Origin of the sequence: Rhizobium sp. P28RR-XV (genome assembly GCF_012641385.1) — a bacterium.
In the GTDB taxonomy this organism is placed as follows: Bacteria; Pseudomonadota; Alphaproteobacteria; order Rhizobiales; family Rhizobiaceae; genus Rhizobium.
Map to the genome: position 1 here is coordinate 58996 of NZ_JABAIG010000009.1, position 23160 is coordinate 82155.

The window sequence follows — 23160 nt, forward strand, 5'->3', positions numbered from 1 at the left end:
AGGATCCACCCCTCATGGATATGAACGAAATCAAAGAGATTTTCTTCCAGGAGTGCGAAGAGCAGCTCGCCGAACTGGAATCCGGTCTCCTGAAAATGAATGACGGCGACCGTGATCCGGAAACCGTCAATGCCGTGTTCCGCGCCGTTCATTCCATCAAGGGTGGGGCAGGTGCCTTCGGTCTGGACGACCTGGTCGCATTCGCCCACGTCTTCGAGACCACGCTTGATTGCGTTCGATCCAACAAGCTGGAGCCGACCCAGGATGTCCTGAAGGTCATGCTCAAGGCCGCCGACGTTCTGGCGGATCTTACCAATGCCGCCCGCGATGGCGGCAGTGTCGATCAGGCCCGCAGCCGCGGCCTGGTCAAGGAACTGGAGGCGTTGGCCCATGGCGAATTGCCCGCGTCGTCGGCCGCGGCAGTCGTCGTCGAGGCCGCTCCCAAGTCCGCCATACCGGCTCCGACTGATGATAGCGGTTTCCAGCCGATCCCCTTCAGCTTCGATGACGATTTCGGCGGCAACGAGCCGGCCGGCGACGGCGTGCCGGAGTATGAAGTCGACTTCAGGCCGCGCTCGGATCTCTATGCCAAGGGCAACGACGCAACGCTGCTGCTGCGAGACCTCGCGCGGCTGGGCGAGATGAACATCTTTTGCGACATGGATATGTTGCCGGGTCTTCCTGATCTCGATCCCGAAAGCGCCTATTTCAAATGGACGATCTCGATCAAGACGGACAAGGGCGAAGACGCCATTCGCACCGTCTTCGAATTTGCCGAATGGGACTGCGATCTCGATATCAGGCAGGCCGAAAGCGCCGGCTCCTCGAGCGGCGACGAATTGCCGATGGTGCCTGTACCCTTCGATCTCTCCGCCCTCGATGATGACGGCGCGGCACCGGCCGCCGAAGGCGTGGAGCAGGCGGCGTCTCCGAAGAATGATGCCGCCGCTGCCGTTGCCGCAGCTGAAACCGCCAGCAACGTCACGCAGCTTGCCTCAGTTGCCGCTCGCGTCGAGAAGAAGGAGGCTGCCCTTGCCGCCGCCGCTGCCGCCAACGCGGCCGCCGCGCAGAACAGCGCCGCCGCAGCGGGCGTCGGCCAGACCATCCGCGTCGACCTCGACCGCGTCGATCGCCTGATCAACCTTGTCGGCGAGCTCGTCATCAACCAGGCGATGCTGTCGCAGAGCGTCATCGAGAACGACAACAACGGTGCATCCTCGATCAACATGGGTCTCGAAGAGCTGCAGCAGCTCACCCGCGAGATCCAGGACAGCGTCATGGCGATCCGCGCCCAGCCTGTGAAGCCGGTCTTCCAGCGCATGTCGCGCATCGTCCGCGAAATCGCCGACATGACCGGCAAGTCGATCCGCCTGATCACCGAGGGCGAAAACACCGAAGTCGACAAGACTGTTATCGACAAGCTGGCCGAACCGTTGACGCATATGATCCGCAATGCCGTCGACCACGGCATCGAAACGCCGGAAAAGCGCGCGACGCTCGGCAAGAATCCGGAAGGCACGGTTCGCCTGACTGCAAAGCACCGCTCCGGCCGCATCCTGATCGAACTTGCCGACGACGGCGCCGGTATCAATCGCGAGAAGGTGCGTCAGAAGGCCATCGACAACGATCTGATCCCGGCCGATGCTAATCTGTCGGATGAGGAAATCGACAATCTGATCTTCCTGCCGGGCTTCTCGACCGCCGACAAGATCTCCGACATTTCCGGCCGGGGCGTCGGTATGGATGTGGTCAAGCGCTCGATCCAGGCGCTCGGCGGCCGTATCAACATCAGCTCCAGGCCGGGGCAGGGCTCGGTTTTCACCATGAGCCTGCCGCTGACGCTCGCCGTCCTTGACGGCATGGTGGTGACGGTTGCCGGCCAGACGCTTGTCGTGCCGCTGACCGCGATCGTCGAGACGCTGCAGCCGGAGGCTTCCGCCATCCATTCCTTCGGCGCGAACCATCGCCTGATTTCGATCCGCAACAGCTTTTGCCCGCTGGTCGATGTCGGCCGTATCCTGAACTTCCGCGCCACGCAGGCCAATCCCGTCGAAGGTGTCGCGCTGCTGGTGGAATCGGAAGGCGGCGGTCAGCGCGCCCTCATGGTCGATGCCATCCAGGGCCAGCGTCAGGTGGTCATCAAGAGCCTCGAGGCCAACTACACGCATGTGCCGGGCATTGCGGCCGCGACCATTCTCGGCGATGGCCGCGTGGCGCTGATCCTTGACGTCGATGCCGTGGTCGGTGCTTCGCGCGGCCAGTCGCTGAAGCCTGAAATGTCTTACGCAGCGGTGGGGTGAGTTCATGTCCTATGCCGTCAAGAACCTGACACAGGGCATCCGCGAGCTGATCGCCTTCCGCATCGGCGACCAGGAATTCTGTGTCAACATCATGTCGGTTCGCGAAATTCGCGGCTGGACGCCCGCAACGGCCATGCCGCATGCGCCTGGCTATATGCTGGGTGTCATCAATCTGCGCGGCGCGGTCTTGCCGATCATCGATCTCTCCTCCCGGCTCGGCATGAAGCGCGCGGAGCCGACGGCGCGGCATGTCATCATCGTGGCCCAGGTCAAGCGGAAGGCGGTCGGCCTTCTCGTCGATGCGGTGTCGGACATCCTGACCATCACCGACGACAGCATCCAGCCGACGCCGGAAGTCTCCTTCGATCAAGAGCGGCAGTTTGCGCGCGGCATCGTGGCGATCGACCGCCGCATGATCTGCCTGATCGAGCTGGAAGCCCTGTTCCCTGAAAGCGAAAGCGAAGCAGCATGAGCGTGATGGGAGCTATGGATTTCAAGGCGTCTCCGGACGAGGTGCTGGCGAGCGGCGAATATCCGCTGACGCGGCGCGACCTCATGGAAATCGCCGCCATGATCTATGCGGATGCGGGCATTTCGCTCAATGAGAGCAAGGCGTCGCTCGTCTATTCCAGGCTGTCGAAGCATATTCGCGCGCTGGGTCTTGCCGGTTTCCGCGACTACTGCCAGCTGGTTTCCTCGCCGGCGGGAAGTGCGGCGCGTCGTGAGATGCTCTCGCATCTGACGACCAATTTCACGCGCTTCTTCCGCGAAAACCATCATTTCGATCATCTGCGCGACGAGGTTCTGCCGGGTCTCCTGGCGCGCGCCAAGGCCGGTGGCCGGGTACGCATCTGGTCGGCCGCCTGTTCCGACGGGCAGGAGCCCTATTCGATTGCGCTGACCGTACTCGCCTTGATGCCGAATGCCGCGGAATTCGATTTCAAGATTCTGGCGACGGACATCGATCCCAAGATCCTCGGCCTGGCCCGCGCGGGCGCCTATGATGAGACGGCGCTCGAAACGGTCTCGCCCGCCATGCGCAAGCAATGGTTCCAGGAGGTCAATGTCCAGGGCAGGCGCAAATTCCAGATCGACGACCGTGTCAAGCGGCTGATCACCTTCAACGAGCTGAACCTGCTGGCGCAATGGCCCTTCAAGGGCATGTTCGACGTCATCTTCTGCCGCAACGTCGTCATCTATTTCGACGAGCCGACGCAGACGAAGATCTGGACGCGCTTTGCCGGCCAGCTGCATGACAGCGGCCACCTTTATATCGGCCACTCCGAACGGGTCTCCGGCGAGGCGAAGCACGTCTTCGACAATATCGGCATCACCACCTATCGCTATCTCGGCAAGAGCGCGGGGAGGAAACCATGAACGCAGCTGCCCGTGTTCTCGTGGTCGACGACTCCCCGACCATGCGCGGCCTGATCACGGCCGTATTGCGCTCCGACCCGGAAGTCGACGTCGTTGGCCAGGCCGGCGACGCGCTCGAAGCGCGCGCCGCCATCAAGGCCCTTAATCCGGATGTCGTCACGCTCGACATCGAGATGCCGAACATGAACGGCCTCGAATTCCTCGAAAAGATCATGACGCTCAGGCCCATGCCCGTCATCATGGTATCCACGATGACGCATCGCGGCGCCGACGCGACGCTCGCAGCCCTCGAGATCGGCGCGTTCGACTGCGTCGGAAAGCCGGCGCCGGGCGAGCCGCACCCCTTCGGCGACCTGGCGGACAAGGTAAAGGCGGCAGCCCGCTCTCAGCGGCAATATGTCAAGCCGGCCGCGCAGCGCGTGCCGCCGCCCGCCGTTTCAGATTTCCGCGTGGGACGCAAGATCGTCGCCATCGGTTCCTCCACCGGTGGTGTCGAGGCACTGATCAATGTGCTGCAGAAATTCCCGGCCAATTGCCCGCCGACCGTCATCACGCAGCATATGCCGCCGACCTTCACTCGCAGTTTCGCTGAACGGCTGAACCGCCTCTGCGCGCCTGTTGTCCAGGAGGCGACCGACGGCGCGCGGCTGGAGATCGGCAAGATCTATCTGGCGCCGGGCGGCGAAAGGCATTTGCGGGTCGCCAATGCCGCAGCACCCCATTGCCGTCTGGTAGACGGCGGGCCCGTCAACGGCCATCGCCCCTCGGTCGACGTGCTCTTTGATTCGGTTGCCGAGCTGGCAGGCCGCAATGCCGTCGGCGTAATCCTGACCGGTATGGGCCGCGATGGCGCCGCCGGTCTCCTCAAGATGCGCCACGCCGGTGCGCGCACCATCGGCCAGAACGAAAAGACCTGCGTGGTCTACGGCATGCCGAGGGTCGCCCATGAGCTTGGCGCCGTCGAACAACAGTTTCCGCTGAACGTCATTGGCGAGGAAATTTTGAAGATAACAGCCGCCCGAAAGGAAGGGAGCGAATAATGTCTCTAGCGGAGAAAATCAAAGTTCTGATCGTCGACGATCAGGTTACCAGCCGCCTGTTGCTGAGCGATGCTCTGACGCAGCTCGGTTTCAAGCAGATCACCGCCGCCGGCGACGGTGAGCAGGGGATGAAGATCATGGAGCAGCAGCCCCATCATCTGGTCATCTCCGATTTCAACATGCCGAAAATGGACGGGCTCGGTCTGCTGCAGGCAGTCCGGACCAATCCGACGACGAAGAAGGCGGCCTTCATCATCCTGACGGCGCAGGGCGACCGCGCACTGGTCCAGAAGGCGGCGCAGCTCGGGGCCAACAACGTGCTCGCCAAGCCCTTCACCATCGAGAAGATGAAAGCTGCCATCGAGGCTGTCTTCGGAGCGTTGAAATGATCGTCGAGGGTGCTGCCCGTCGCGTGCATATTATTCAGGGCGAGTACAAGGTCATCAGCGATCCAGAAGTGGTACTGACGACCATTCTCGGCTCTTGCGTAGCGGCGTGCCTGCGCGATCCCATCGCCGGCGTCGGCGGGATGAACCATTTCCTCCTCCCGGGAATGGCCACTTCGCCGATGAGCGGTGGCGACGCGACGCGTTACGGCGTGCACCTGATGGAACTTCTGATCAACGGCCTCTTGAAAAAGGGGGCGCGGCGCGACCGGCTGGAAGCAAAAGTCTTCGGCGGTGCCAAGACGATCGCGACCTTCTCCAATGTCGGCGAGCAGAATGCTGTCTTCGCCATGCAGTTTCTGAAAGACGAAGGCATACCGGTCGTCAGCTCCAGCACGGGCGGCGAGCATGGACGCAAAATCGAATATTGGCCGATCTCCGGAAGGGCCAGGCAATACCCGCTGACCGGCGCGGAGACGCAGAAGACCGTTGCGCTGGAACAGCGTCCGGTCGTGGCTCCCAAGCCGGTCGACAATACGATCGAATTTTTCTGATCAGCGAGGCTACCGCATGACCCCCTTCCAGCGTATTGAAACGGCCGCCATCGAGGAGACGCTTCCCGCCATCCTCCTGCGGGTCGTTTCCGAATTGCATGACGTCGCCTATCTGATCGAGCGGATCGAGCCGCAGCTGCTCGATCTCAGCGGCACCGATATAATGGCCTCGCCGGAGGCGATGAAGGTTGTTCAGGGCATCGACCTTGCCGTGCAGAAGACCCGCGGCATCGCCGAATTCATCGACACCATCGCCGGGACCATGCCCGAGGGCTGGACGGTCGATCTGGCAACGGCATTGAGCCTGGTCAAGCTGACGGAGATGCAAAAGGCGCTTGGCGGCGGTGGTTTCCATGCGCATTCTCAGCCCATGGCGAAGGCCGCCGGCGACTTTGATTTCTTCTGATCTGGTTGCCGGTTATAAATACTGTTTTTCTTATATAATCTTCATCATTTCCTCCCGACTTTTTCCCGTTTTTCAGCCGGACGAAACGTTCGCACAAGTTTCGATTTCTATTTTCTCCGCAGGGTACAAAGCCATCAGGTCTTTGACGAATCGTGCGAGAACAGAATGAATCTGTTAAATCAATTAGTTCCCCTGTTTCGGAATATTCAGAATCTCGGGAGAACGCGGCTGATGATCCTGGGGGGTGTCGGCGCCGTCTCCATGCTGCTGATCCTTTTTGCCGCCCTTTACGTCAATAAGCCCTCCCAAGAGACGCTTTATGTCGGCCTGGATGCGACCGATCTCAATCAGATCAGCATCGCTCTCGCAGAGGCAAAGATCAATTTCCAGGTCGGCTCCGACGGCACCAGCCTGACCGTTCCAGCCGGCATGACCGGCAAGGCTCGCGCACTGCTTGCCGAGCGCGGCCTCCCCAATAGCGGCAATGCCGGCTATGAATTGTTCGACAATGTCGGTTCGCTCGGCCTGACTTCCTTTATGCAGGAAGTCACCCGCGTGCGCGCACTTGAAGGTGAAATCGGCCGCACCATTACCTCGATCGCCGGCATCAGTGCCGCGCGCGTCCATATCGTCATGCAGGACGTCGGCAATTTCCGGAAGGCGGATCAGAAGCCGACGGCGTCCGTCATGATCCGCGCCAGCGCGGAAGCAGCCCGCAAATCCGCGTCGGCTATCCGCCACCTTGTCGCCTCCGCTGTTCCGGGCCTGGAGGTCGATGACGTCACGATCCTCGACTCGACGGGCCAGCTGCTCGCATCGGGCGATGACCCGAGCAATGGCGCTCTGAACCGCAATCTCGGCATCGTGCAGAATGTACAGAGCGAAGTCGAATCCAACATCAACAAGGCGCTCGCGCCGTTCCTCGGCGCGGATAACTTCCGCTCGAGCGTCACGGCGCAGCTCAACACCGACAGTCAGCAGGTGCAGGAAACCACCTACGATCCGGACTCGAAGGTCGAACGCTCCGTCCGTACGGTGAAGGAAGCGCAGAAATCGCAGCAGAGCCAGCCCGACAGCGCCGCAACCGTGGAACAGAATATTCCGCAGGCGGCCCCGCAGTCCGGCGGCAACACGCCGACGTCGAACGACCAGTCGGACAAGCGCGAAGAGCAGACCAATTACGAAATCAACAGCAAGACGACAGCCACGACGCGCAACAGCTACAAGATCGAAAAGCTGTCCGTCGCGGTGGTGGTCAACAAGGGCCGCATCGCGCAGATGGTCGGCGAAGGCGCGGATCAGGCCAAGATCGATGCCTATACCGCCGAGATGCAGAAGATCGTCGCGACGGCCGCTGGCGTCGATACGACGCGCGGCGACATGGTCACCGTCAATGCGATGGACTTCGTCGACAACCAGCTGCTTGAGGATACGTCTTCCAGCTTCAGCATCACGGACACGCTGAGCCGTAATATGGCCGGCATCATCAACTCGCTGGCCTTCGTCGCCGTCGCCTTCCTGATCGTCTGGATGGGCTTCCGTCCGCTGATCCGCTCGCTCGGCGGCTCCGCAAGCAGCACGGCACTGCCGGAGGCGGCCGGGCTGGAGCTGCCGGACTTCGCGCCCGCCGCCGGCGGTCCCGGCGCGGCGCTGATGGACGGCTTCGGTTCGGACTTCGGCTTCGACAGCACCGACGATCTGCTGACGATGGGCGACGATGGCGGCACCTTCAACCGTCGCGTCAAGGAAGGGCCGGAGCGTCGCCTGTCTCGGATGGTGGAAATCAGCGAAGAGCGCGCCGCAAAGATCCTCAGAAAATGGGCTGTCGACCAGGCGGCATGAACAAAGGACCGGGAGATATCCCGGTCCTTTTTCGTTGCGAGAACGCCGGCGCGTTGATCTTGCCGATATCTGCCATTTCAACTGTGATCAATTAGCCGCTGCCAAGTAAATTGACGTGCTCGTAAGATGGAATTCCCCGGATATCCAGTTGCTGGGTAGAAAGAATCGACTTACAAATAGTATGCTTATTGGGTAACGGCCCTGTATCCGGAGCCAATTGGCCCTCGTTTTCCGCGTTTCGCATGTTTAAAGCGTTTGCAGATTCCGGAGCGCGGAAAAATCGGTTCATGGTTCGTAGATCGTGCCCGCGGCGGTATATGCGGGCTCGATTGCCGACGTGGAATTCAGGGATGGGTACGCTCATCCGCCCGTTTCCGCCGGGTTGTGTTCGTGTCGCGGTAGAGAAGATCCGGTTTTGATGCCTCATGGAAAATCCCTGTCGATTTTCCAGGGCGATGTGCCGGGTTCCGGCGAAACAATGCTCTCGTTGACGGCCGATCGCCCAACAGCGGCAGGAAATGCAAGTATGGACATGCAGATATCGCAGGTGAGCAGAAGCGATAGGGATGCGCGATCAGTCGTGCATGCCGGAGCCATGTCACGCGAGCAGCTCATTCTGCAGCTGAATGCCGTTGCAGGCCCGGCCTATCTGCAAGCCGGCCTGCATGCGCTGACCAGCTACGCCGGCGCCTCCTACTACCTCCTCGTGCGCTCCGATCTTATCCAGGAAAGTGGTCTCGACTTCGTCATTTCCTCCGATTGGCCCTTTGATCTCGTCAGGCGCCTGGCGGCGGAACTGACCAGCGGTTATGGCCGCATCGGCGAGCTCGAAAAATGCATGTCGGTGTTTCAGCCGAGCGCGGCGCTCTTGCCGGACGACGTCACCCTGCCTGACGGCATCGGCCGCCAATATCACGCCCTGAGCTTCAATGTCGGGCGTACACGCTTCTCTTTGCTGCTGCTGGTGCGTGAATCGGTAACGCCGTCATCGGAGCGGTTGCGCGATGTCGGTCTTCTGTCTAGCTATCTCGCGAGCTCCACCCGGTGCGCCGGAGGCAAGCTGGAGCGCGATTTCGATCTGACCGATCGCGAGCTGGAATGCCTGTTTTGGATTGCCGAGGGCAAGACGAGCGACGAGATCGCCATGATTCTCGGGATCTCGCGTAATACCATCAACAATTACATCACCAGCGTCATGCGCAAGACCGCCACCAAGACCCGCTCGGAGGCCATCGCCTTCGCGGTGCGAAACAATCTCGTTTAAGGGCTTACCGGATGCGCTATCAGCCAGACAGGACAACGGACAGGCCCGGCGAATCGCGGCTTACCCGTTCCGGCAGGATTTCTGGCCGCTCCGATCTCTTTCCGAAGCTGGTGTCGATGCAGAAGCTGATCGATGCGCAGCATTTCGCCGTCTATCGCCTTCATGGCTCCGGCCTGCCGCACAAGCAGCGGCTGGTCTGCGAGCTCGACAACTGGGGCTCGGCCAATTCCGTCGTCGGTAAATCCTTCCTGGAAGCCTACGGCGAGGCGATGATCGAGCATATCGACAAATCGCTGCTGCCGCTCATGTGGAATGGGCGCGATAGCGACAGCACGGCCGAGACACCGGACTTTGCCGTTTTCACGCAGCGGCTGAAGCCGCATCTTCTGCCCTTTGCCGGCGTGGCTTTTCCGGTGCGGCTGGGCGCGGTCGGCAACGGCTATATCGTCTTCACGGCCAAGTTCATGGATCTTGCGAGTGACATGATCGTCGAGCTGCATGGCCGCAGCTGCCAGATCATGATGGAGCTCCTGTCGCTGGATGAGCGCCGCTCACAGGCCGCCGAAGCGTTGAGCGAGCGTGAGATTGCCTGCCTGCAGCTTGCCGGTGACGGGCGCATCAGCGACGAAATCGCCGAAAAGCTGGGATTGTCGGTCCACACCGTCAATGCCTATCTCGGATCGGCGACGATCAAGCTCGACAGCGTCAACCGTATCCAGGCAATCGCAAAGGCGATCCGCTTCGGCTACATAAGCTGACGTTGCAGCGCCTCGGCAAATCGCCTTTGCAAATTCGAAATGATGAATCTTTTCAGATTGCGTGCGCCGCTTCGCCGCGGACGACGTAGCGCGCTTCTCTCAGGCTGTGTGCGAGCAGCGCCGTGTTTTCATCCGGGTCGGACGATGCCCTATCGAAGGCGATGTGATTGATCTCGATGCCGGCAAGGTGCTCCGTCAGCGCCAGCTTGGCATAGATGGTGACGCCCTGCGGCTTGATTTCCAGGTCGAGCGTGACCTCCGCCGGACCGCCCCAATCGAGCTTGTAGTCGCCGCCAAGACCGAAATTGACAATGCCTGGAAGAAAATAGAGCTCGGCGGCCGAGGCCACGAGGTCACCAAGATTGCCGTATCGTTCGAAGCGCAGCAGCGAGATCAGGTCGGCTGCATCAAGGAGGCGCAGCTCGCTGGCGACGGGGCTGATGGCTTCGGCTAGTATTTGTTCACGTTGGGCAGAGTAGGGGCATTTTTTCATTTGGTTTATCGTACCCGTTTTCTATTCGACTGCGCGGCGTAGATCCGATGGATGAGCTCGGCGACAGCTTTGTAAAATACTGACGGTATGACGCTATCAACCGAGACTTGCGCAAACATGGAGCGCGCGAGCGGTGGATCTTCGAAAACGGGAATATTGTTTGCCTCGGCTATCTCTCTGATTTTCAAGGCAATCAGATCCTGGCCCTTGGCGACGACGACAGGCGCATCGTTTTCCGCCTGCACATAGCGCAGCGCAACGGCGAAATGAGTCGGGTTGGCGATGATGAGCGTGGCGCGCGGCACTTGCTTCATCATGCGGCGGCGGGCGCGGTCGCGTGCGACCGAGCGCTGGCGCGACTTGACGATGGGGTCGCCCTGGGACTGCTTATGTTCGTCCTTGACTTCCTGCTTGGTCATTTTCAGCTGGTCGAACCAGTGATGGCGGCTCCACAGCAGGTCGGCGATGCCGACGATCGCGGTCGCCATCAGCACGATGATGAGAATCCGCTGAACCACCGTCGACAGGCGCACGAAGATGGTCTGCGGATCGGAAACCATCGAATCGATCGCGTGGAAGAACTGGCCGCGCAACACGAAAAACATGACGATGCTGACGAGCACGATCTTTGCGAGCGATTTGCCGAATTCCACCAGGCCGGTCGTGCTGAAGATGCGCTTGAAACCCGACGCGGGCGATATGCGCGAAAACTGCGGCTGGATCCGCTCCAGGACAGGCGTGGGCAGGTTCTGGAATATCGAGGCGCCGATGCCGAAGACGAAGAACAGCACCACGGCAGGCAACACCATGTTTCCGGCCTCCCAGCCTATGCGGGTAAACAGGGAGATGGCGTCGGGACCCGTATCGAGCCGCCATTGATCCGGCTTTTCGAAGAGATCCCGCAATATCTCGCCCAAGCGGCCCATGCGCGTCGGCAGAAAGAAGGTGACGTAGATGACCGTTGCCAGCATGGAGGCAAAGAGCGTCGCCTCCCTGGAGTGGGGCACATTGCCCTTCTCGACGGTATCGCGGAGTTTTTTCTCCGTCGGTCGTTCTGTTTTACTGTCCTTGTCTTCGTCAGCCAAAGCAGCCGCCCTTTGCGAAACGGAAAGAGGCCGCGCATCATACGCGGCCCGGTACTGAACAGTTTAAGACGATTTAGGTGAGTCGCGCCGAGGTCACGCCGCTTCTTCCACAGGCGTATTTTCTCGGGGCTTGAGTTCGATCTGGCCGGAATTGGCAAGCCTGATGGCTTCCTGGGCGATGGCGCGCCGGGCGATGGCGATTTCGCGCGGATTGATGCCGGTATTGCCCATCTGCAGGTCCGATTCGATCATTCGGCGCTGGCGCGGGCTGATCGAGGACAGAACGATCTCGCGAATCTCGTTGCCGGATCCCCGCAGCGCCATCGTCAGAATGTCGGAGGCGATGTCGTTGAGCAGCAGCACGCGGCTCGGCTGCGGCATGCGCGTGAGGTCGTCGAAGAGGAAGATCTTCGGACGGACCTTCTCGACCGATTCCTTGTTGATCGTTTCCAGCGAGCTCAGCAGGGTATCGACCTGCGGCTTGTCGAGCTCGTTCATCAGGTCGGCGACCTTCGTGGAGCCGGAAGTGTTGCGTTCGGCATCGATCTCGGCCATCAGTCCGAGCACGCGGTTATCAATGATCTGGGCGGCCTTGGGGCTGACGTCCTTGATGTTGACGGTGCGGTTCATGACATCGGCGCGCTGGGCTTCGGGAAGCTGCAGCAGGATCTTTGCGCCGAAGGCCGAAGGCATCATGGACAGCACATAGGCGATGGTCTGCGGATGTTCCCGCAGGAAGAACTTGGCGACGAAGACCGGATCGGCTTCGCCCAGGCGATCCCATATCGATGTCTCATAGGCCTGAAACGCGGTGCGGCGGCCGAGCAGGCTGTCCACCTCGTCTGGCGTCAGGCCCTCCTCGAGAATGCTTTCGATGGCCTTGGCGTTGTCCATGAGGCCGGCGCCCTCGGTGAAGAGGTCTTCGAATTCCGCCACGAGCTGGGCGAGCTCATCCGGCGGAATGAGCCTCAGCGATTGCGCCGAGGCGATGATCATTTGCAACTCGTTCTGCGTGAAATATTTGAGCAGCCGTCCTGCTACCTGCTTTCCCATTGCGAGAAGGACGGCGGCTGCTTTTTCAGTCTGAGTCAACGGTTTCTCGGCAAGCGCGCCGCTGAAATCGTCAAAGTCCATCATGGTCTTCGTCTCCATCCCGCAGGGGGAGTGGGCTCATCCTGAGCCGGTTCAGCTTTTCTTCGTGTTGTAGATTTCTGTGAGCTTGATACCGAACCTGGTGTCATCATGTTCCAGAACGGTAATTTCGCCCCGGCCGATCTTGCGGCCGTTCACTGTGATCTCGACGGGTTCGCCGATCTTCTTGTCGAGCGCGATGATTGCGCCCTCTGTCAGATTCATCAGGCCCGACACCTGCATGCGGCTGCTGCCGAGCACGATCTGGACGTCGATCGGAATATCCATGATCAGATCGAGATTGGCCGTCAGTGCGCTGCCCGGGGCTGAAGGTTCCGCGGAAACGCCGCCGAAGTCACCGTCGTCGAAGGCGGGACCGGAAGTGTCGTCGCCGAAATCGCCGAAGGTAGAAAGGTCGGTGCTTGTCTCTGCGCCGAACGTATCGGCGTCGAAGTCAGGCAGATCGCCGTCGCTATCCTTCTTCAGAACGCCGCGCAGACCGTCGATGGCCTCGTCCAAGGCGGCGTCGCTGTTTGAAATTTCCAGCGATTCCTCGCTGCTTTGCTTTGTCGTCTTCGTAGCCATGAAATCACTATTCCAGTTGAAACTTGCCTCAAGCTGCCGTGGGTGGGCGACCGACCACCTCCGGCTGGTCAATTCATAAGGTGTCGAAGAAGCTCGTCGTCGGAATTGACGTTATCCTTGACGCGCACCGTATAATTTTCGCCAGAGCGGCCGAATTCGCAGATGTAAAGGTCTTTGCTGTTGGCGCTGACTTCGACCCGGACGTCGCCGGCATCCATGAAGGGGATGACGTCGCCGACCGCGAGCTTGGAAATGGTGTCGAGCGTCAGCGACTGCAGCCGGATGCGCGCCTCCAATGTCACCTGCGAGCGGCGCACCTGCTCGCTGAGCTGATCGGACCATGTCTGGGAGGCGGCCGTCGGGTTCTTGGCGCGGGGGGCGCTGACGACGGTGCGCAGCAGATCGCGTTGCGGCACGATGATGACGATATGGGAAGTCGATTTGCCGAGCGAGATTGCCATGGTGATCGCTGCCGCAAAATCATTGCCCTCGTCGCCGACGGCCTTCAGGCGATCCTCGATGTTGTAGGGCGGGTCGAGATAGGGTTCGAAGCCTCCGGGCGCGCTGACCGCCGAGCGCAGCACATTGGCGATCTTGTCGAACACCATGACGGAAAGGTCGAGCTCGATCGCGGAAAGCGGCCGGGCGACCGCGGCTTCCATGTCTTCCGGGCGGGCGCCCAGCATATGTTCCGTCAGCGTCATGATGAAGCCGGCGCCGCAGCCGAGGATGAATTTCTGCGCCCAGTTGCGCAGCGAGCCGTTGACGAGGGCATGGTTGCCGCCCAGTCCGGCGATCAGGTCGCTCATCGGGCCGGACTGACAGCCGCCATAGGCGATGTTGATATCCAGGCCGGTCTCGTTCTTGATGATGTCGGGCAGGAATTCGGCATAGACCTGAGTGAAGGCGGCGCCAAGCTTGGCAAGCGCTGCCTGATCGCCGAGATTGCCGGTAAGTCTGGCAAAGAGGGTGCGGTCCATCGTCTGTGTCTTATACGCGGGTTGCTGGCTCATGATCGTCAAGCTGCCTTGCTTTCACCGCCGGGGTTCATCATCTCCTGCTCAACGGCGTCGATCGAGGGACGCTCGTAGGACGAGATGGTCTTGCGGCCATATTCGAGCGCGACCTGCGGCACCGATCCGTTCATGTAGGCGAGCAGCGTCTGCTTCACGATCACGTAGAGGCGATGCTGCTTGTTGCGCACCACCTTGATCTGCGAGACCAGCGGCGCGCAGACCGAATAGGACAGGATGATACCGAGGAAGGTGCCGACCAGCGCCGAGCCGATGAGATGGCCGAGCACTTCGGGCGATTCGTTGATGTGGCTCATCGCCTTGATGACGCCGAGAACGGCCGCGACGATACCGATCGCCGGGAAGGAATCACCCATGATCGTGATCGAGTGATAGGGCTTCATCTTGTCGTGCATCATGGTTTCGAGTTCTTCGTCCATCAGCGCCTCGATCTCGTGCGAGCGGGCGTTGCCGATGATGATGAGGCGGACATAGTCGCAGATGAAGGCGGTGAGGTCCTTGTTCTTCAGGACCGTCGGCGCGGCCTTGAAGATCGTCGATTCATCGGGATTGTCGATATGGGCCTCGATCTCGTTGCGCGACTTGGTGCGCAGGTCGCGCATCAGGGAATAGAGCACGCCGAGCGTGTCGAGATAATCGCGTTCCTTGGGAACCGCATGCCGGAAGGCTTCTCCGAGCGCTCTGCCCGAATCCTTCACCACTTTCATCGGATTGGCCATGATGAAGCCGCCGAGACCGGCGCCTGCGATAATGACAAATTCGAAGGGCTGGAACAGCGCCCCTACGTCTCCGCCCATGGCCATGAAGCTGCCTATGATGCAGCCGCAGGTTACTACAAATCCGATAATAATATTCATCGTCGGTCCACACCTGAACGTTGCTTCATATGATGAACTAGGGGAGCTGCCTTGCGTGAGGCTGTTCGATGTGTCCGCGGAAGCGCTTTTTGCCTTGTCAGCTTCGCACAAGCCAAGCCCTGCAGGATGATGGGTAAGGGCATCCATGCCCCGCTAACGAAATGTAGGAGCGCCGGTAGCGTTTCCTTTCCCGTTATTCTCCAATGTCCGGAGGGCGTTGAAAATGCAGTCTGGTATTTATGTCGCGCTATCGTCCCAGATGGCGCTCGAGCGGCGGCTGACCACCATCGCCGATAATTTGGCCAATGTGAACACCACGGGCTTCCGCGGTACCGAGGTCAAGTTCAATCAGGTTCTCAGCAATACCGAAAACAAGCTCAACGCCAAGGTCGCCTTCGTATCCCAAGGCAACGACTATCTCTCGACCGACAACGGCGAATTGCAAAATACCGGCAATCTTTTCGATTTCGCCGTCAAGGGTGACGCCTATTTCGGTCTCAACACGCCGGCGGGGCTGGTTGTCACGCGTGACGGCCGCTTCACCATGAGCGAGAGCGGTGCGCTGGTTTCCACGCGCGGCTTTCCCGTGCTCGATCCCGGCGGCGCGCCGATACAGCTTGACCCGACCGGCGGCGCACCGAGCGTCTCGTCGGACGGAACCATCTCGCAAAACGGCAAGCGCATGGGCCAGATCGGTCTCTACAGTTCAGACGTCACCAAGGGTTTCCTGCGCTACGAGAACAGCGGCATTCTGCCGACCGATACCCCGCAGCCGGTTGTTGATCGCTCCAACGTGGGCATCGCCCAGGGCTACCTCGAAAATTCCAATGTCAACGGCATGCGGGAAATGACCAACCTGATCGAGGTCAGCCGCGCCTTCGACAATATCAGCACGCTCACCAGCAGCAGTGAGGGCACCCTCACCGACGCGATCAAGACCCTCGGCGGCAGCCAGTAAAGAGACGGATGATGGTCGAGGATCGGTTGCCGGAGGGCGTGATGTCGCCGAAGCTTTCGCATATGGCCGTTCTGGCGGGCCAATATGCGATGGCGGAGAATGCCGTGGCCCATGGCGGCCATGTGCGCACCATCGCCGCCGGGCACTACACCGTCGCGGGCCTCTCCAGGCAGGTACGTCTCGGCGATTTCGTCGCGCATCGTTCCCAGACCGGCATTCATCTCGGCGAGGTCGTCCGCGTCGAGCCGGAGCTCACCTATGTCTGCCCGATCGAGCCGGGCGAACCGATCGGTATCCAGGACACCATCATCCGCAAGGGAGCCTTCCGCATCGCGCCCGACGAGAGCTGGTGCGGCCGCACGATCAATTCGCTGGGCGAGCCGATCGACGGGCTCGGGCCGCTGACGGTGGGCCTGGAATCGCGCTCGATCTCCAACACCGCTCCGCCATCCATGACGCGCAAGCGCGTCGAAACCGGGTTCAAGACCGGCGTGCGCGCCATCGATATCTTCTCGCCGCTGTGCCTCGGCCAGCGCCTCGGCATCTTTGCCGGCTCCGGCGTCGGCAAATCGACGCTGCTGTCGATGCTGGCAAGAGCCGATGCCTTCGACAAGGTGGTTATCGCGCTCGTCGGCGAGCGCGGCCGCGAAGTGCGCGAATTCATCGAGGATACGCTGGGTTCGCACATGCAGAAATCGGTGGCGGTCGTCGCGACGAGCGATGAAAGCCCGATGCTGCGCAAGATGGCGCCGCTTTCGGCCGTCACCATCGCCGAGCATTTCCGCGACCAGGGCGACAATGTGCTGCTGATCGTCGACAGCGTCACCCGCTTCGCCCATGCCATCCGCGAGGTGGCGACCGCATCCGGCGAGCCGCCGATCGCGCGCGGATATCCCGCGTCGGTGTTCACCGAGCTGCCGCGCCTTCTCGAGCGCGCCGGCCCGGGACCGGAGGGTACCGGCACGATCACCGCCATCATCTCGATCCTCGTCGATGGCGACAATCACAACGATCCGATCGCCGATTCCACCCGCGGCATTCTTGATGGCCATATCGTTCTCCAGCGCAGCCTTGCCGAGGAAGGCCGCTACCCGCCGATCGATCCGTTGGCGTCCGTATCGCGTCTCGCCCGCAAGGCCTGGTCATCCGATCAGGAAAAACTGGTTTCGCGGCTGAAGGCGCTTGTGCACCGCTACGAGGAAACGCGCGATCTGCGCCTGATCGGCGGCTATCGCCAGGGCAGCGATGCCGATCTCGATATCGCGGTGCGCCAGGTGCCGATCATCTACGACATCCTGAAGCAGACCCCGGGCGAAGAGCCGTCGGCGGATGCCTTCACCGATCTTGCCACCGCTCTCAGGAACGCCTCGAGCGGCGTCCCGGTCAGGGGCAAGTGATGATCGCCAGGAAGCTTAGCTCGATTTTTCCTTGTCCGCATGCAGCAGGGTATCGCCGAATTTCGTGCCGAAAGAGGGGCCAGAAGTGAGAGAATCCGACGCAGATGAGCCGGTCGCCCCGCCGAAGCAGGCGAGAAGGCGAACCGTTGCGGATAGGGCGCTGGCCTTCACGGGGCTGGTGCTTGCCGGCGCCTCGGCCTTCTTTCCCTGGTATGTCTTTCTCAATCCGGACAAGTTCGGCATCCACGTGGCCGAAGGCGACCGCACGCGCGATCTGCCGAATTGGCCAGGCCGCGAGATCGTCAGCGTGTCGCCGCTTGCCATGGTCAACAGGAATCCCGGCGAGCCGAAGGATATCATTCCCGATCCGCTGACGACCGCGACGGTCAGCAACGCCGGCCGCGAGGATGACCAGGGGGAACCGGCCGACCAGCAGCCTTTTCCTGGCAAGTCCCCGTTCCATCTGCTGCATATCGCAAATGGCCGCGCGCTCATCGAGGACGACACCGGCATGTATGTCGTGCGGGTCGGCTCGGTTCTGCCCGACAGCAGCCGGCTGGCTTCGATCGAACAACGGGACGGAAAGTGGGTCATCGTCACGTCGGCGGGCGATGTCTACGGCAATAATTGAAAAACCCGCAAACGCCGGGATTTCAAGTATTTCAAAGACTTCTCAGGAACGTATTTCCCGCAAGTCCCACGCAAGATTATCCCGCTAGGTTCCTAGTGTAAGAACGGAGAGAAGGCCATGCAACCCATACAGCTCTTTGACCTGGCCTCGCGGCAAGCCGAGTGGCTCCAGGTGCGCCAGGAGGTTGTTGCCGGCAATATCGCCAATGCCAATACACCGAAATATCGCGCGAAGGATGTGACGCCGTTCCAGGCCGTTCTGGATAATCAGAACGTCAACATGGTCCGCACCAATCCCGCGCATCTTTCGGGCAATGAATTCAGCACGAGCGGCAACATCAACGTCGAGGAAGCGTCGCTCAATCAGGAAATTGGCGTCCAGGAATCGGGTAACACCGTCGGCCTGGAAGACGAGCTCGCCAAGGCCGGGGACATCAAGCGCCAGTACAGCTTGAACACCGCGCTCATAGGCTCCTTTCATCGCATGATGTTGATGGCCGTAAAACAATAGATGAAGTGAAGATGCCATGGACCCCTTATCAGCCGCATTGAAAATTGCAGGCTCCGGCCTGGAGGCTCAATCGACTCGTCTGCGAATCGTCTCTGAAAATATCGCCAACGCCCGCTCGACGGGCGATACGCCCGGCGCCGATCCCTACCGGCGCAAGACGGTGACCTTCGGCGCGGAAATGGATCGCGCCAACGGCCTTACCACGGTCGGTGTCAAGAAGCTCGGTGAAGACACAGGCAAGTTCGTCGAAGAATACGACCCCGACAACCCGGCGGCGAACCAGAAGGGCTACGTCAAGATGCCTAACGTCAATGTCCTCGTCGAGATGGCCGATATGCGGGAAGCCAATCGCTCCTACGAGGCCAATCTGCAGACGGTCCGGCAGGCCCGTGATCTCATCTCCTCCACTATTGATCTGCTGAAGAACCAATGATCGACACGATTAAGAATGTAGCCTCCCTCTCGGCGACCCGCGGCCTCGGCAGCATCGCCACGGATCTGACCTCTGCCGCCTCCAGCGCGATGAATGCCTCACCGGCCGTCGCCATGGGAGCGGACGCCGGAATGAGTTTCGCGTCGGTCATGTCGAACGTCGCGAAGGATTCCGTCAATTCGCTGAAGGAAGCGGAAAACGCCTCCTTTGCCGGTATCAAGGGCACGATGAGCACCCGCGAGGTGGTCGACAAGGTCATGCAGGCCGACCAGACCCTGCAGACCGCGATCGCCTTGCGTGACAAGGTCGTCTCAGCGTTTCTCGATATCACGAAGATGCAGATATAGAGCGGATCTCTCCGTTCTAATTACCTGATTTGGCGAGAGTCTTTCGAAAGCCCTTCCACGGCTTCGAAGGTTCCGCCCTAGATCCAAGGACGAAAGCATGAGAGCGCTCGCAATCGCCGCGACGGGCATGGATGCCCAGCAGACCAATCTCGAAGTAATCGCGAACAACATCGCGAACATCAATACGACGGGTTACAAGCGCTCGCGCGCCGAGTTCTCCGACCTTCTCTACCAGACGGAGCGTGCCAAGGGCATTGCCAACAGGCCGAACCAGGCGGTGGTACCGGAGGGCGCCAATATCGGCCTCGGCGTACAGACCGTGGCTGTCCGCAACATCCAGGTCCAGGGCGAACTGTCGCAGACGCAGAACGATCTCGACGTCGCGCTCGTCGGCCGCGGCTGGTTCCAGATCCAGATGCCGGACCGCACGACCGCCTACACCCGCGCCGGCTCCTTCAACAAGAGCGACACAGGCCAGATCGTCACACCGGATGGCAACGTGCTCGAGCCGGGCATCACCGTCCCGAACAATGCCAGCAGCCTCACCATCAGCCAGTCCGGCCAGGTGTCCGCGATCATCGGCACTGCGACGACGCCGACCGTGCTCGGCCAGTTGCAGATCGCGAATTTCGTCAACGAAGCCGGCCTGCAGCCGATGGGAAGCAACCTCTTCATTCAGACGCCGGCTTCCGGCGATCCGGTCGTTTCTGATCCGAACGAGAACGGCTTCGCCTACATGAAGCAGCACTACCTGGAATCGTCGAACGTCGATCCGGTCAAGGAAATCACCGATCTGATCACGGCGCAGCGCGCCTATGAGATGAATTCCAAGGTCATCACGACGGCCGACGAAATGGCGCAGATCGTCAGCAAGAACCTGAAGTAGCAAGAGGGACGGGCCGAACATGAGGTTTCGCCGGATGAAAAGCTTAGCAATGGCATGGTTCGCCGCGGCGAGCCTTTCCGTCGTGGTTGTTTCGGCTATGCCCGCCTGGGCTGTGAGCGCCGATGGTTCCGCGCTCGGTACCGCCGTGGTGCCGACCGAGACGATCTATCCGGGCGATATCATCGGCAGCGGTCAGCTTGAGGAGGTTGAGGTCACCAATCCCAATCTGAGCGGCGACTATGCCAAGCGGCTTCGCGACGTCACGGGGTTGGTATCGAAGCGGACGCTTCTTCCCGGCCGTACGATTTCCATTTCCGCCCTGCGCCAGCCCTATGCGGTGATGCGCGGTTCGAATGTTCGCCTGGTGATGAGCATGGGCAGCATGATGATCACGGCGGCAGGTACGCCGCTGGATGATGGCGCCGTCGGCGACAATGTGCGCGCCCGCAACATGGATTCGGGCATCATCGTCAACGGCACTGTTCTTGAAAACGGTACGATCCGAGTGGTCGCGAAATGAAACGGCTTCGTCAATTTCTCGCAGTCCTGTTCGCGTTGCCGAGCCTGATCGTCGCCGATCCGGCCGCGGCGATGCAATCGCGCATCAAGGATATCGCGTCGCTGCAATCCGGCCGCGACAACCAGCTTATCGGCTACGGCCTGATCGTCGGCCTCCAGGGGACCGGCGACGGCCTGCGTTCCTCGCCGTTTACCGAGCAATCCATGCGCGCGATGCTGCAGAACCTCGGCATCTCGACCCAGGGCGGTCAATCCGCCGCGAAGAATACGGCCGCCGTCATGGTGACCGCGAACCTGCCACCCTTTGCAAGCCCCGGCAGCCGTATCGATGTGACGGTGAGCTCGCTCGGCGATGCCTCGTCGCTGCGCGGCGGCACGCTGATCATGACTTCGCTGAGCGGTGCGGACGGGCAGATCTATGCCGTGGCGCAGGGCTCCGTCATCGTCTCCGGCTTCCAGGCGCAGGGCGCCGCCGCAACGGTGACCGAGGGCGTTACGACGGCCGGCCGCGTGCCCGGCGGCGCGATCATCGAGCGCGAGCTGCCGTCACGCTTCAAGGATTCGGTCAACCTGGTTCTGCAGCTGCGCAATCCGGACTTCTCCACCTCGATCCGCATCGCCGACACGGTCAATACCTGGGCGACCTCGCGTTTCGGCGCACCGATCGCTGAGGCCAAGGACTCGCAGGAAGTGACGGTCGCCAAGCCGAAGATGGCGGATCTGACACGGCTGATGGCCGACATCGAAAACCTCAACGTCCAGACCGATACGCCGGCCAAGGTCGTCATCAACGAGCGCACCGGAACGATCGTCATCGGCGCCGACGTCCGCGTCTCCCCCGTCGCCGTCAGCTACGGAACGCTGACCGTGCAGGTGAGCGAGAACCCGCAGGTGATCCAGCCCGAACCCTTCTCGGATGGCGAGACCGCCATCCAGGACCAGACCGACATCACCGCCACCAAGAGCGGTGGCCGCGTTGCGGTGCTGGAAGGGCCTGATCTGAAGACGCTGGTCTCCGGCCTCAACAATATCGGCGTCAAGCCGGACGGCATCATCGCCATCCTGCAAGGCATCAAGTCGGCTGGCGCCCTGCAAGCGGAGCTCGTGCTGCAATGATCTTGACCGCCATCGCCAGAAAAATGCTGATTGCCTGCAGTCTCGCAACGGTCGCCATGCTGTTACCGCTCGACATGGCGGCGGCGCAGGAGGCGCCGAAGCCGGTTGCCGCCGATCCGGCCTCCAGCCAGGACGAGATCCGGCAGTTCTGCACCAATATTGCCGATCCGGCCCGCGATCAGCGCTACCTGCTGCAGAAGCAGGAGCTGGAAAAGCTCCAGGCCGATGTCGATCAGCGCATCGCCATCATGGACAAGCGCAAGGCCGAATACGAGGACTGGCTGAAACGCCGCGACGACTTCCTCAAGACAGCCGATCTCGGCCTCGTCGATATCTACAAGAACATGAAGCCGGATGCGGCGGCGGCGAGCCTCAACGACGTCAGAACCACGATTGCTGCTGCGATCATCATGAAGCTTTCGTCGCGTCAATCGAGCCTGATCCTTGCGGAAATGGATGCGAAGAAGGCGGCCGTCATCACCAATATCATCGCCAGCGCATCCGACCCGAATACATCGAAGTCGAAGGACCCCTCATGAACACGCGTCTTACGGCCGCCTGCGCAATCGTCGTCTTTCTCGCCGGTTGCCAGTCGCAGGCCCTCAGGGAAATCGGCAGGGCGCCTGCCATGAGTCCGATCGGCAGCGGCCTGCAATATGCGCAGACGCCGCAGATGCTGCAATATCCAAAGCGGCCGCACCAGGTTGCGCAGGGCTATTCGCTCTGGAACGATTCGCAGGCGGCGCTCTTCAAGGACTCGCGCGCGCTCAATGTCGGCGACATCCTGACCGTCACGATCCAGATCAACGACAAGGCGAACTGGGACAACGAGACCAACCGCAATCGCACGAACAAGAGCGACATGAACTGGGATATTTCGGCCAAGATCTTCGGCTGGAGACCCGCCACCAACGCCGACGCCACCTCAGGCTCCGACACCAGCACCGACAGCAAGGGCAAGATGCAGCGCTCCGAGCAGATCAACCTTCTGGTCGCTGCCGTCGTCACAGGCATTCTCGAAAACGGCAACCTGATGATCAGCGGCTCGCAGGAAGTCCGCATGAACCAGGAAATCCGCATCCTCAATGTCGCCGGCATCGTGCGGCCGCAGGACGTCACCGCGGATAATACGATTTCCTACGACAAGATCGCCGAGGCGCGCATCTCCTATGGCGGACGCGGTCGTCTGACGGAAATACAGCAGCCGCCGCGGGGCCAGCAGGCCGTGGACCTGCTGTCGCCGCTCTGACG

General features: G+C 61.0%; 27 protein-coding genes. 21 read left to right on the forward strand and 6 right to left on the reverse strand.

Going from position 1 to position 23160, the window contains the following annotated elements; translation table 11 throughout:
- Nucleotides 1-14: 14 nt before the first annotated feature.
- The 10 genes from HGP12_RS19610 to visR all read left to right on the forward strand — a co-directional run bounded on the left by HGP12_RS19610 (nt 15) and on the right by visR (nt 9927).
- Nucleotides 15-2300 carry a chemotaxis protein CheA gene (locus HGP12_RS19610; RefSeq protein WP_168841045.1) on the forward strand — a complete coding sequence of 762 codons (2286 nt, stop codon included), beginning with the start codon at nt 15-17 and terminating at the stop codon, nt 2298-2300.
- 4 nt (nt 2301-2304) lie between these two features.
- Nucleotides 2305-2772, forward strand: coding sequence for a chemotaxis protein CheW (locus HGP12_RS19615; protein WP_168841044.1), 468 nt, complete (start codon nt 2305-2307; stop codon nt 2770-2772).
- A complete protein-coding gene (gene cheR, locus HGP12_RS19620; protein WP_168841043.1) occupies nt 2769-3677 on the forward strand; it encodes a protein-glutamate O-methyltransferase CheR in 909 nt (302 codons plus the stop codon). Before HGP12_RS19615 ends, cheR begins: the two co-directional genes overlap by 4 nt.
- A complete protein-coding gene (gene cheB, locus HGP12_RS19625) occupies nt 3674-4717 on the forward strand; it encodes a protein-glutamate O-methylesterase CheB (protein WP_168841042.1) in 1044 nt (347 codons plus the stop codon). The genes cheR and cheB overlap by 4 nt, the downstream gene beginning before the upstream one ends.
- Nucleotides 4717-5106, forward strand: a complete 390-nt coding sequence (locus HGP12_RS19630; protein ID WP_004128537.1) for a response regulator — start codon at nt 4717-4719, stop codon at nt 5104-5106. The genes cheB and HGP12_RS19630 overlap by 1 nt, the downstream gene beginning before the upstream one ends.
- Nucleotides 5103-5657, forward strand: a complete 555-nt coding sequence (cheD, locus tag HGP12_RS19635) for a chemoreceptor glutamine deamidase CheD (protein WP_168841041.1) — start codon at nt 5103-5105, stop codon at nt 5655-5657. Before HGP12_RS19630 ends, cheD begins: the two co-directional genes overlap by 4 nt.
- Nucleotides 5658-5673: 16 nt before the next feature.
- Nucleotides 5674-6063, forward strand: a complete 390-nt coding sequence (locus tag HGP12_RS19640) for a hypothetical protein (protein ID WP_168841040.1) — start codon at nt 5674-5676, stop codon at nt 6061-6063.
- Nucleotides 6064-6228: 165 nt separating this feature from the next.
- Nucleotides 6229-7905 (forward strand): flagellar basal-body MS-ring/collar protein FliF, encoded by a 1677-nt coding sequence (gene fliF, locus HGP12_RS19645; protein ID WP_168841039.1) that lies wholly within the window; start codon nt 6229-6231, stop codon nt 7903-7905.
- Nucleotides 7906-8431: 526 nt separating this feature from the next.
- Nucleotides 8432-9169: a transcriptional regulator VisN gene (gene visN, locus HGP12_RS19650; protein WP_168841038.1), complete on the forward strand. Its 738-nt coding sequence runs from the start codon at nt 8432-8434 to the stop codon at nt 9167-9169.
- 11 nt (nt 9170-9180) lie between these two features.
- Complete coding sequence (visR, locus tag HGP12_RS19655) at nt 9181-9927, forward strand: transcriptional regulator VisR (protein ID WP_168841037.1); 747 nt, start codon at nt 9181-9183, stop codon at nt 9925-9927.
- A gap of 52 nt (nt 9928-9979) precedes the next feature.
- Here the strand turns inward: visR and HGP12_RS19660 are convergent, their stop codons facing one another.
- From HGP12_RS19660 to motA, 6 genes are all read right to left on the reverse strand, one after another.
- Nucleotides 9980-10420 (reverse strand): hypothetical protein, encoded by a 441-nt coding sequence (locus HGP12_RS19660; protein WP_168841036.1) that lies wholly within the window; start codon nt 10418-10420, stop codon nt 9980-9982.
- A 5-nt stretch (nt 10421-10425) separates the two neighbouring features.
- Nucleotides 10426-11505, reverse strand: a complete 1080-nt coding sequence (flhB, locus tag HGP12_RS19665; RefSeq protein WP_168841035.1) for a flagellar biosynthesis protein FlhB — start codon at nt 11503-11505, stop codon at nt 10426-10428.
- A gap of 93 nt (nt 11506-11598) precedes the next feature.
- The gene (gene fliG, locus HGP12_RS19670) at nt 11599-12642 is read right to left on the reverse strand and encodes a flagellar motor switch protein FliG (RefSeq protein ID WP_168841034.1); all 1044 of its coding nucleotides are present in this window, start codon (nt 12640-12642) and stop codon (nt 11599-11601) included.
- A gap of 48 nt (nt 12643-12690) precedes the next feature.
- Nucleotides 12691-13221, reverse strand: coding sequence for a flagellar motor switch protein FliN (gene fliN, locus HGP12_RS19675; RefSeq protein ID WP_168841033.1), 531 nt, complete (start codon nt 13219-13221; stop codon nt 12691-12693).
- Between the two features lie 68 nt (nt 13222-13289).
- Nucleotides 13290-14234 carry a FliM/FliN family flagellar motor switch protein gene (locus HGP12_RS19680; protein WP_168841032.1) on the reverse strand — a complete coding sequence of 315 codons (945 nt, stop codon included), beginning with the start codon at nt 14232-14234 and terminating at the stop codon, nt 13290-13292.
- 5 nt (nt 14235-14239) lie between these two features.
- On the reverse strand, nt 14240-15112 hold the full coding sequence (gene motA / locus HGP12_RS19685) for a flagellar motor stator protein MotA (RefSeq protein WP_168841031.1): 873 nt from the start codon (nt 15110-15112) through the stop codon (nt 14240-14242).
- 223 nt (nt 15113-15335) lie between these two features.
- On the opposite strand from motA, the gene flgF reads away from it, so the two are divergent.
- From flgF to flgH, 11 genes are all read left to right on the forward strand, one after another.
- Nucleotides 15336-16070, forward strand: coding sequence for a flagellar basal-body rod protein FlgF (flgF, locus tag HGP12_RS19690; protein ID WP_168841030.1), 735 nt, complete (start codon nt 15336-15338; stop codon nt 16068-16070).
- Between the two features lie 11 nt (nt 16071-16081).
- Complete coding sequence (gene fliI / locus HGP12_RS19695) at nt 16082-17467, forward strand: flagellar protein export ATPase FliI (protein WP_168841114.1); 1386 nt, start codon at nt 16082-16084, stop codon at nt 17465-17467.
- An 85-nt stretch (nt 17468-17552) separates the two neighbouring features.
- A complete protein-coding gene (locus tag HGP12_RS19700; RefSeq protein WP_168841029.1) occupies nt 17553-18098 on the forward strand; it encodes a flagellar protein in 546 nt (181 codons plus the stop codon).
- 117 nt (nt 18099-18215) lie between these two features.
- Nucleotides 18216-18608 carry a flagellar basal body rod protein FlgB gene (gene flgB / locus HGP12_RS19705; RefSeq protein ID WP_168879623.1) on the forward strand — a complete coding sequence of 131 codons (393 nt, stop codon included), beginning with the start codon at nt 18216-18218 and terminating at the stop codon, nt 18606-18608.
- A gap of 16 nt (nt 18609-18624) precedes the next feature.
- Nucleotides 18625-19041 carry a flagellar basal body rod protein FlgC gene (flgC, locus tag HGP12_RS19710; RefSeq protein ID WP_168841027.1) on the forward strand — a complete coding sequence of 139 codons (417 nt, stop codon included), beginning with the start codon at nt 18625-18627 and terminating at the stop codon, nt 19039-19041.
- The gene (locus HGP12_RS19715) at nt 19038-19388 is read left to right on the forward strand and encodes a flagellar hook-basal body complex protein FliE (protein WP_120662980.1); all 351 of its coding nucleotides are present in this window, start codon (nt 19038-19040) and stop codon (nt 19386-19388) included. The genes flgC and HGP12_RS19715 overlap by 4 nt, the downstream gene beginning before the upstream one ends.
- A gap of 97 nt (nt 19389-19485) precedes the next feature.
- A complete protein-coding gene (gene flgG / locus HGP12_RS19720; protein WP_168841026.1) occupies nt 19486-20274 on the forward strand; it encodes a flagellar basal-body rod protein FlgG in 789 nt (262 codons plus the stop codon).
- 34 nt (nt 20275-20308) lie between these two features.
- Nucleotides 20309-20794, forward strand: coding sequence for a flagellar basal body P-ring formation chaperone FlgA (gene flgA, locus HGP12_RS19725; RefSeq protein ID WP_409526844.1), 486 nt, complete (start codon nt 20309-20311; stop codon nt 20792-20794).
- The gene (locus HGP12_RS19730) at nt 20791-21909 is read left to right on the forward strand and encodes a flagellar basal body P-ring protein FlgI (protein WP_168841024.1); all 1119 of its coding nucleotides are present in this window, start codon (nt 20791-20793) and stop codon (nt 21907-21909) included. The genes flgA and HGP12_RS19730 overlap by 4 nt, the downstream gene beginning before the upstream one ends.
- Nucleotides 21906-22448: a MotE family protein gene (locus HGP12_RS19735; protein ID WP_168841023.1), complete on the forward strand. Its 543-nt coding sequence runs from the start codon at nt 21906-21908 to the stop codon at nt 22446-22448. The genes HGP12_RS19730 and HGP12_RS19735 overlap by 4 nt, the downstream gene beginning before the upstream one ends.
- Entirely contained in the window at nt 22445-23158 is a 714-nt protein-coding gene (flgH, locus tag HGP12_RS19740) for a flagellar basal body L-ring protein FlgH (protein ID WP_168841022.1), read from the forward strand. Before HGP12_RS19735 ends, flgH begins: the two co-directional genes overlap by 4 nt.
- Nucleotides 23159-23160 lie beyond the last annotated feature (2 nt).

What these genes read in the sequence shown, in the direction of transcription:
- flgC (WP_168841027.1), top strand. Translation starts at nt 18,625, where the DNA reads ATGGACCCCTTATCAGCCGCATTGAAAATTGCAGGCTCCGGCCTGGAG.
- fliN (WP_168841033.1), bottom strand. Translation starts at nt 13,221, where the DNA reads ATGGCTACGAAGACGACAAAGCAAAGCAGCGAGGAATCGCTGGAAATT.
- HGP12_RS19715 (WP_120662980.1), top strand. Translation starts at nt 19,038, where the DNA reads ATGATCGACACGATTAAGAATGTAGCCTCCCTCTCGGCGACCCGCGGC.
- flgA (WP_409526844.1), top strand. Translation starts at nt 20,309, where the DNA reads ATGAAAAGCTTAGCAATGGCATGGTTCGCCGCGGCGAGCCTTTCCGTC.
- HGP12_RS19660 (WP_168841036.1), bottom strand. Translation starts at nt 10,420, where the DNA reads ATGAAAAAATGCCCCTACTCTGCCCAACGTGAACAAATACTAGCCGAA.
- flgF (WP_168841030.1), top strand. Translation starts at nt 15,336, where the DNA reads ATGCAGTCTGGTATTTATGTCGCGCTATCGTCCCAGATGGCGCTCGAG.
- fliG (WP_168841034.1), bottom strand. Translation starts at nt 12,642, where the DNA reads ATGATGGACTTTGACGATTTCAGCGGCGCGCTTGCCGAGAAACCGTTG.
- cheB (WP_168841042.1), top strand. Translation starts at nt 3,674, where the DNA reads ATGAACGCAGCTGCCCGTGTTCTCGTGGTCGACGACTCCCCGACCATG.
- HGP12_RS19730 (WP_168841024.1), top strand. Translation starts at nt 20,791, where the DNA reads ATGAAACGGCTTCGTCAATTTCTCGCAGTCCTGTTCGCGTTGCCGAGC.
- fliF (WP_168841039.1), top strand. Translation starts at nt 6,229, where the DNA reads ATGAATCTGTTAAATCAATTAGTTCCCCTGTTTCGGAATATTCAGAAT.
- cheD (WP_168841041.1), top strand. Translation starts at nt 5,103, where the DNA reads ATGATCGTCGAGGGTGCTGCCCGTCGCGTGCATATTATTCAGGGCGAG.
- flgB (WP_168879623.1), top strand. Translation starts at nt 18,216, where the DNA reads ATGCAACCCATACAGCTCTTTGACCTGGCCTCGCGGCAAGCCGAGTGG.
- flgG (WP_168841026.1), top strand. Translation starts at nt 19,486, where the DNA reads ATGAGAGCGCTCGCAATCGCCGCGACGGGCATGGATGCCCAGCAGACC.
- cheR (WP_168841043.1), top strand. Translation starts at nt 2,769, where the DNA reads ATGAGCGTGATGGGAGCTATGGATTTCAAGGCGTCTCCGGACGAGGTG.
- HGP12_RS19640 (WP_168841040.1), top strand. Translation starts at nt 5,674, where the DNA reads ATGACCCCCTTCCAGCGTATTGAAACGGCCGCCATCGAGGAGACGCTT.
- HGP12_RS19610 (WP_168841045.1), top strand. Translation starts at nt 15, where the DNA reads ATGGATATGAACGAAATCAAAGAGATTTTCTTCCAGGAGTGCGAAGAG.
- fliI (WP_168841114.1), top strand. Translation starts at nt 16,082, where the DNA reads ATGGTCGAGGATCGGTTGCCGGAGGGCGTGATGTCGCCGAAGCTTTCG.
- visN (WP_168841038.1), top strand. Translation starts at nt 8,432, where the DNA reads ATGGACATGCAGATATCGCAGGTGAGCAGAAGCGATAGGGATGCGCGA.
- HGP12_RS19735 (WP_168841023.1), top strand. Translation starts at nt 21,906, where the DNA reads ATGATCTTGACCGCCATCGCCAGAAAAATGCTGATTGCCTGCAGTCTC.
- flgH (WP_168841022.1), top strand. Translation starts at nt 22,445, where the DNA reads ATGAACACGCGTCTTACGGCCGCCTGCGCAATCGTCGTCTTTCTCGCC.
- HGP12_RS19680 (WP_168841032.1), bottom strand. Translation starts at nt 14,234, where the DNA reads ATGAGCCAGCAACCCGCGTATAAGACACAGACGATGGACCGCACCCTC.
- motA (WP_168841031.1), bottom strand. Translation starts at nt 15,112, where the DNA reads ATGAATATTATTATCGGATTTGTAGTAACCTGCGGCTGCATCATAGGC.
- visR (WP_168841037.1), top strand. Translation starts at nt 9,181, where the DNA reads ATGCGCTATCAGCCAGACAGGACAACGGACAGGCCCGGCGAATCGCGG.
- HGP12_RS19615 (WP_168841044.1), top strand. Translation starts at nt 2,305, where the DNA reads ATGTCCTATGCCGTCAAGAACCTGACACAGGGCATCCGCGAGCTGATC.
- HGP12_RS19630 (WP_004128537.1), top strand. Translation starts at nt 4,717, where the DNA reads ATGTCTCTAGCGGAGAAAATCAAAGTTCTGATCGTCGACGATCAGGTT.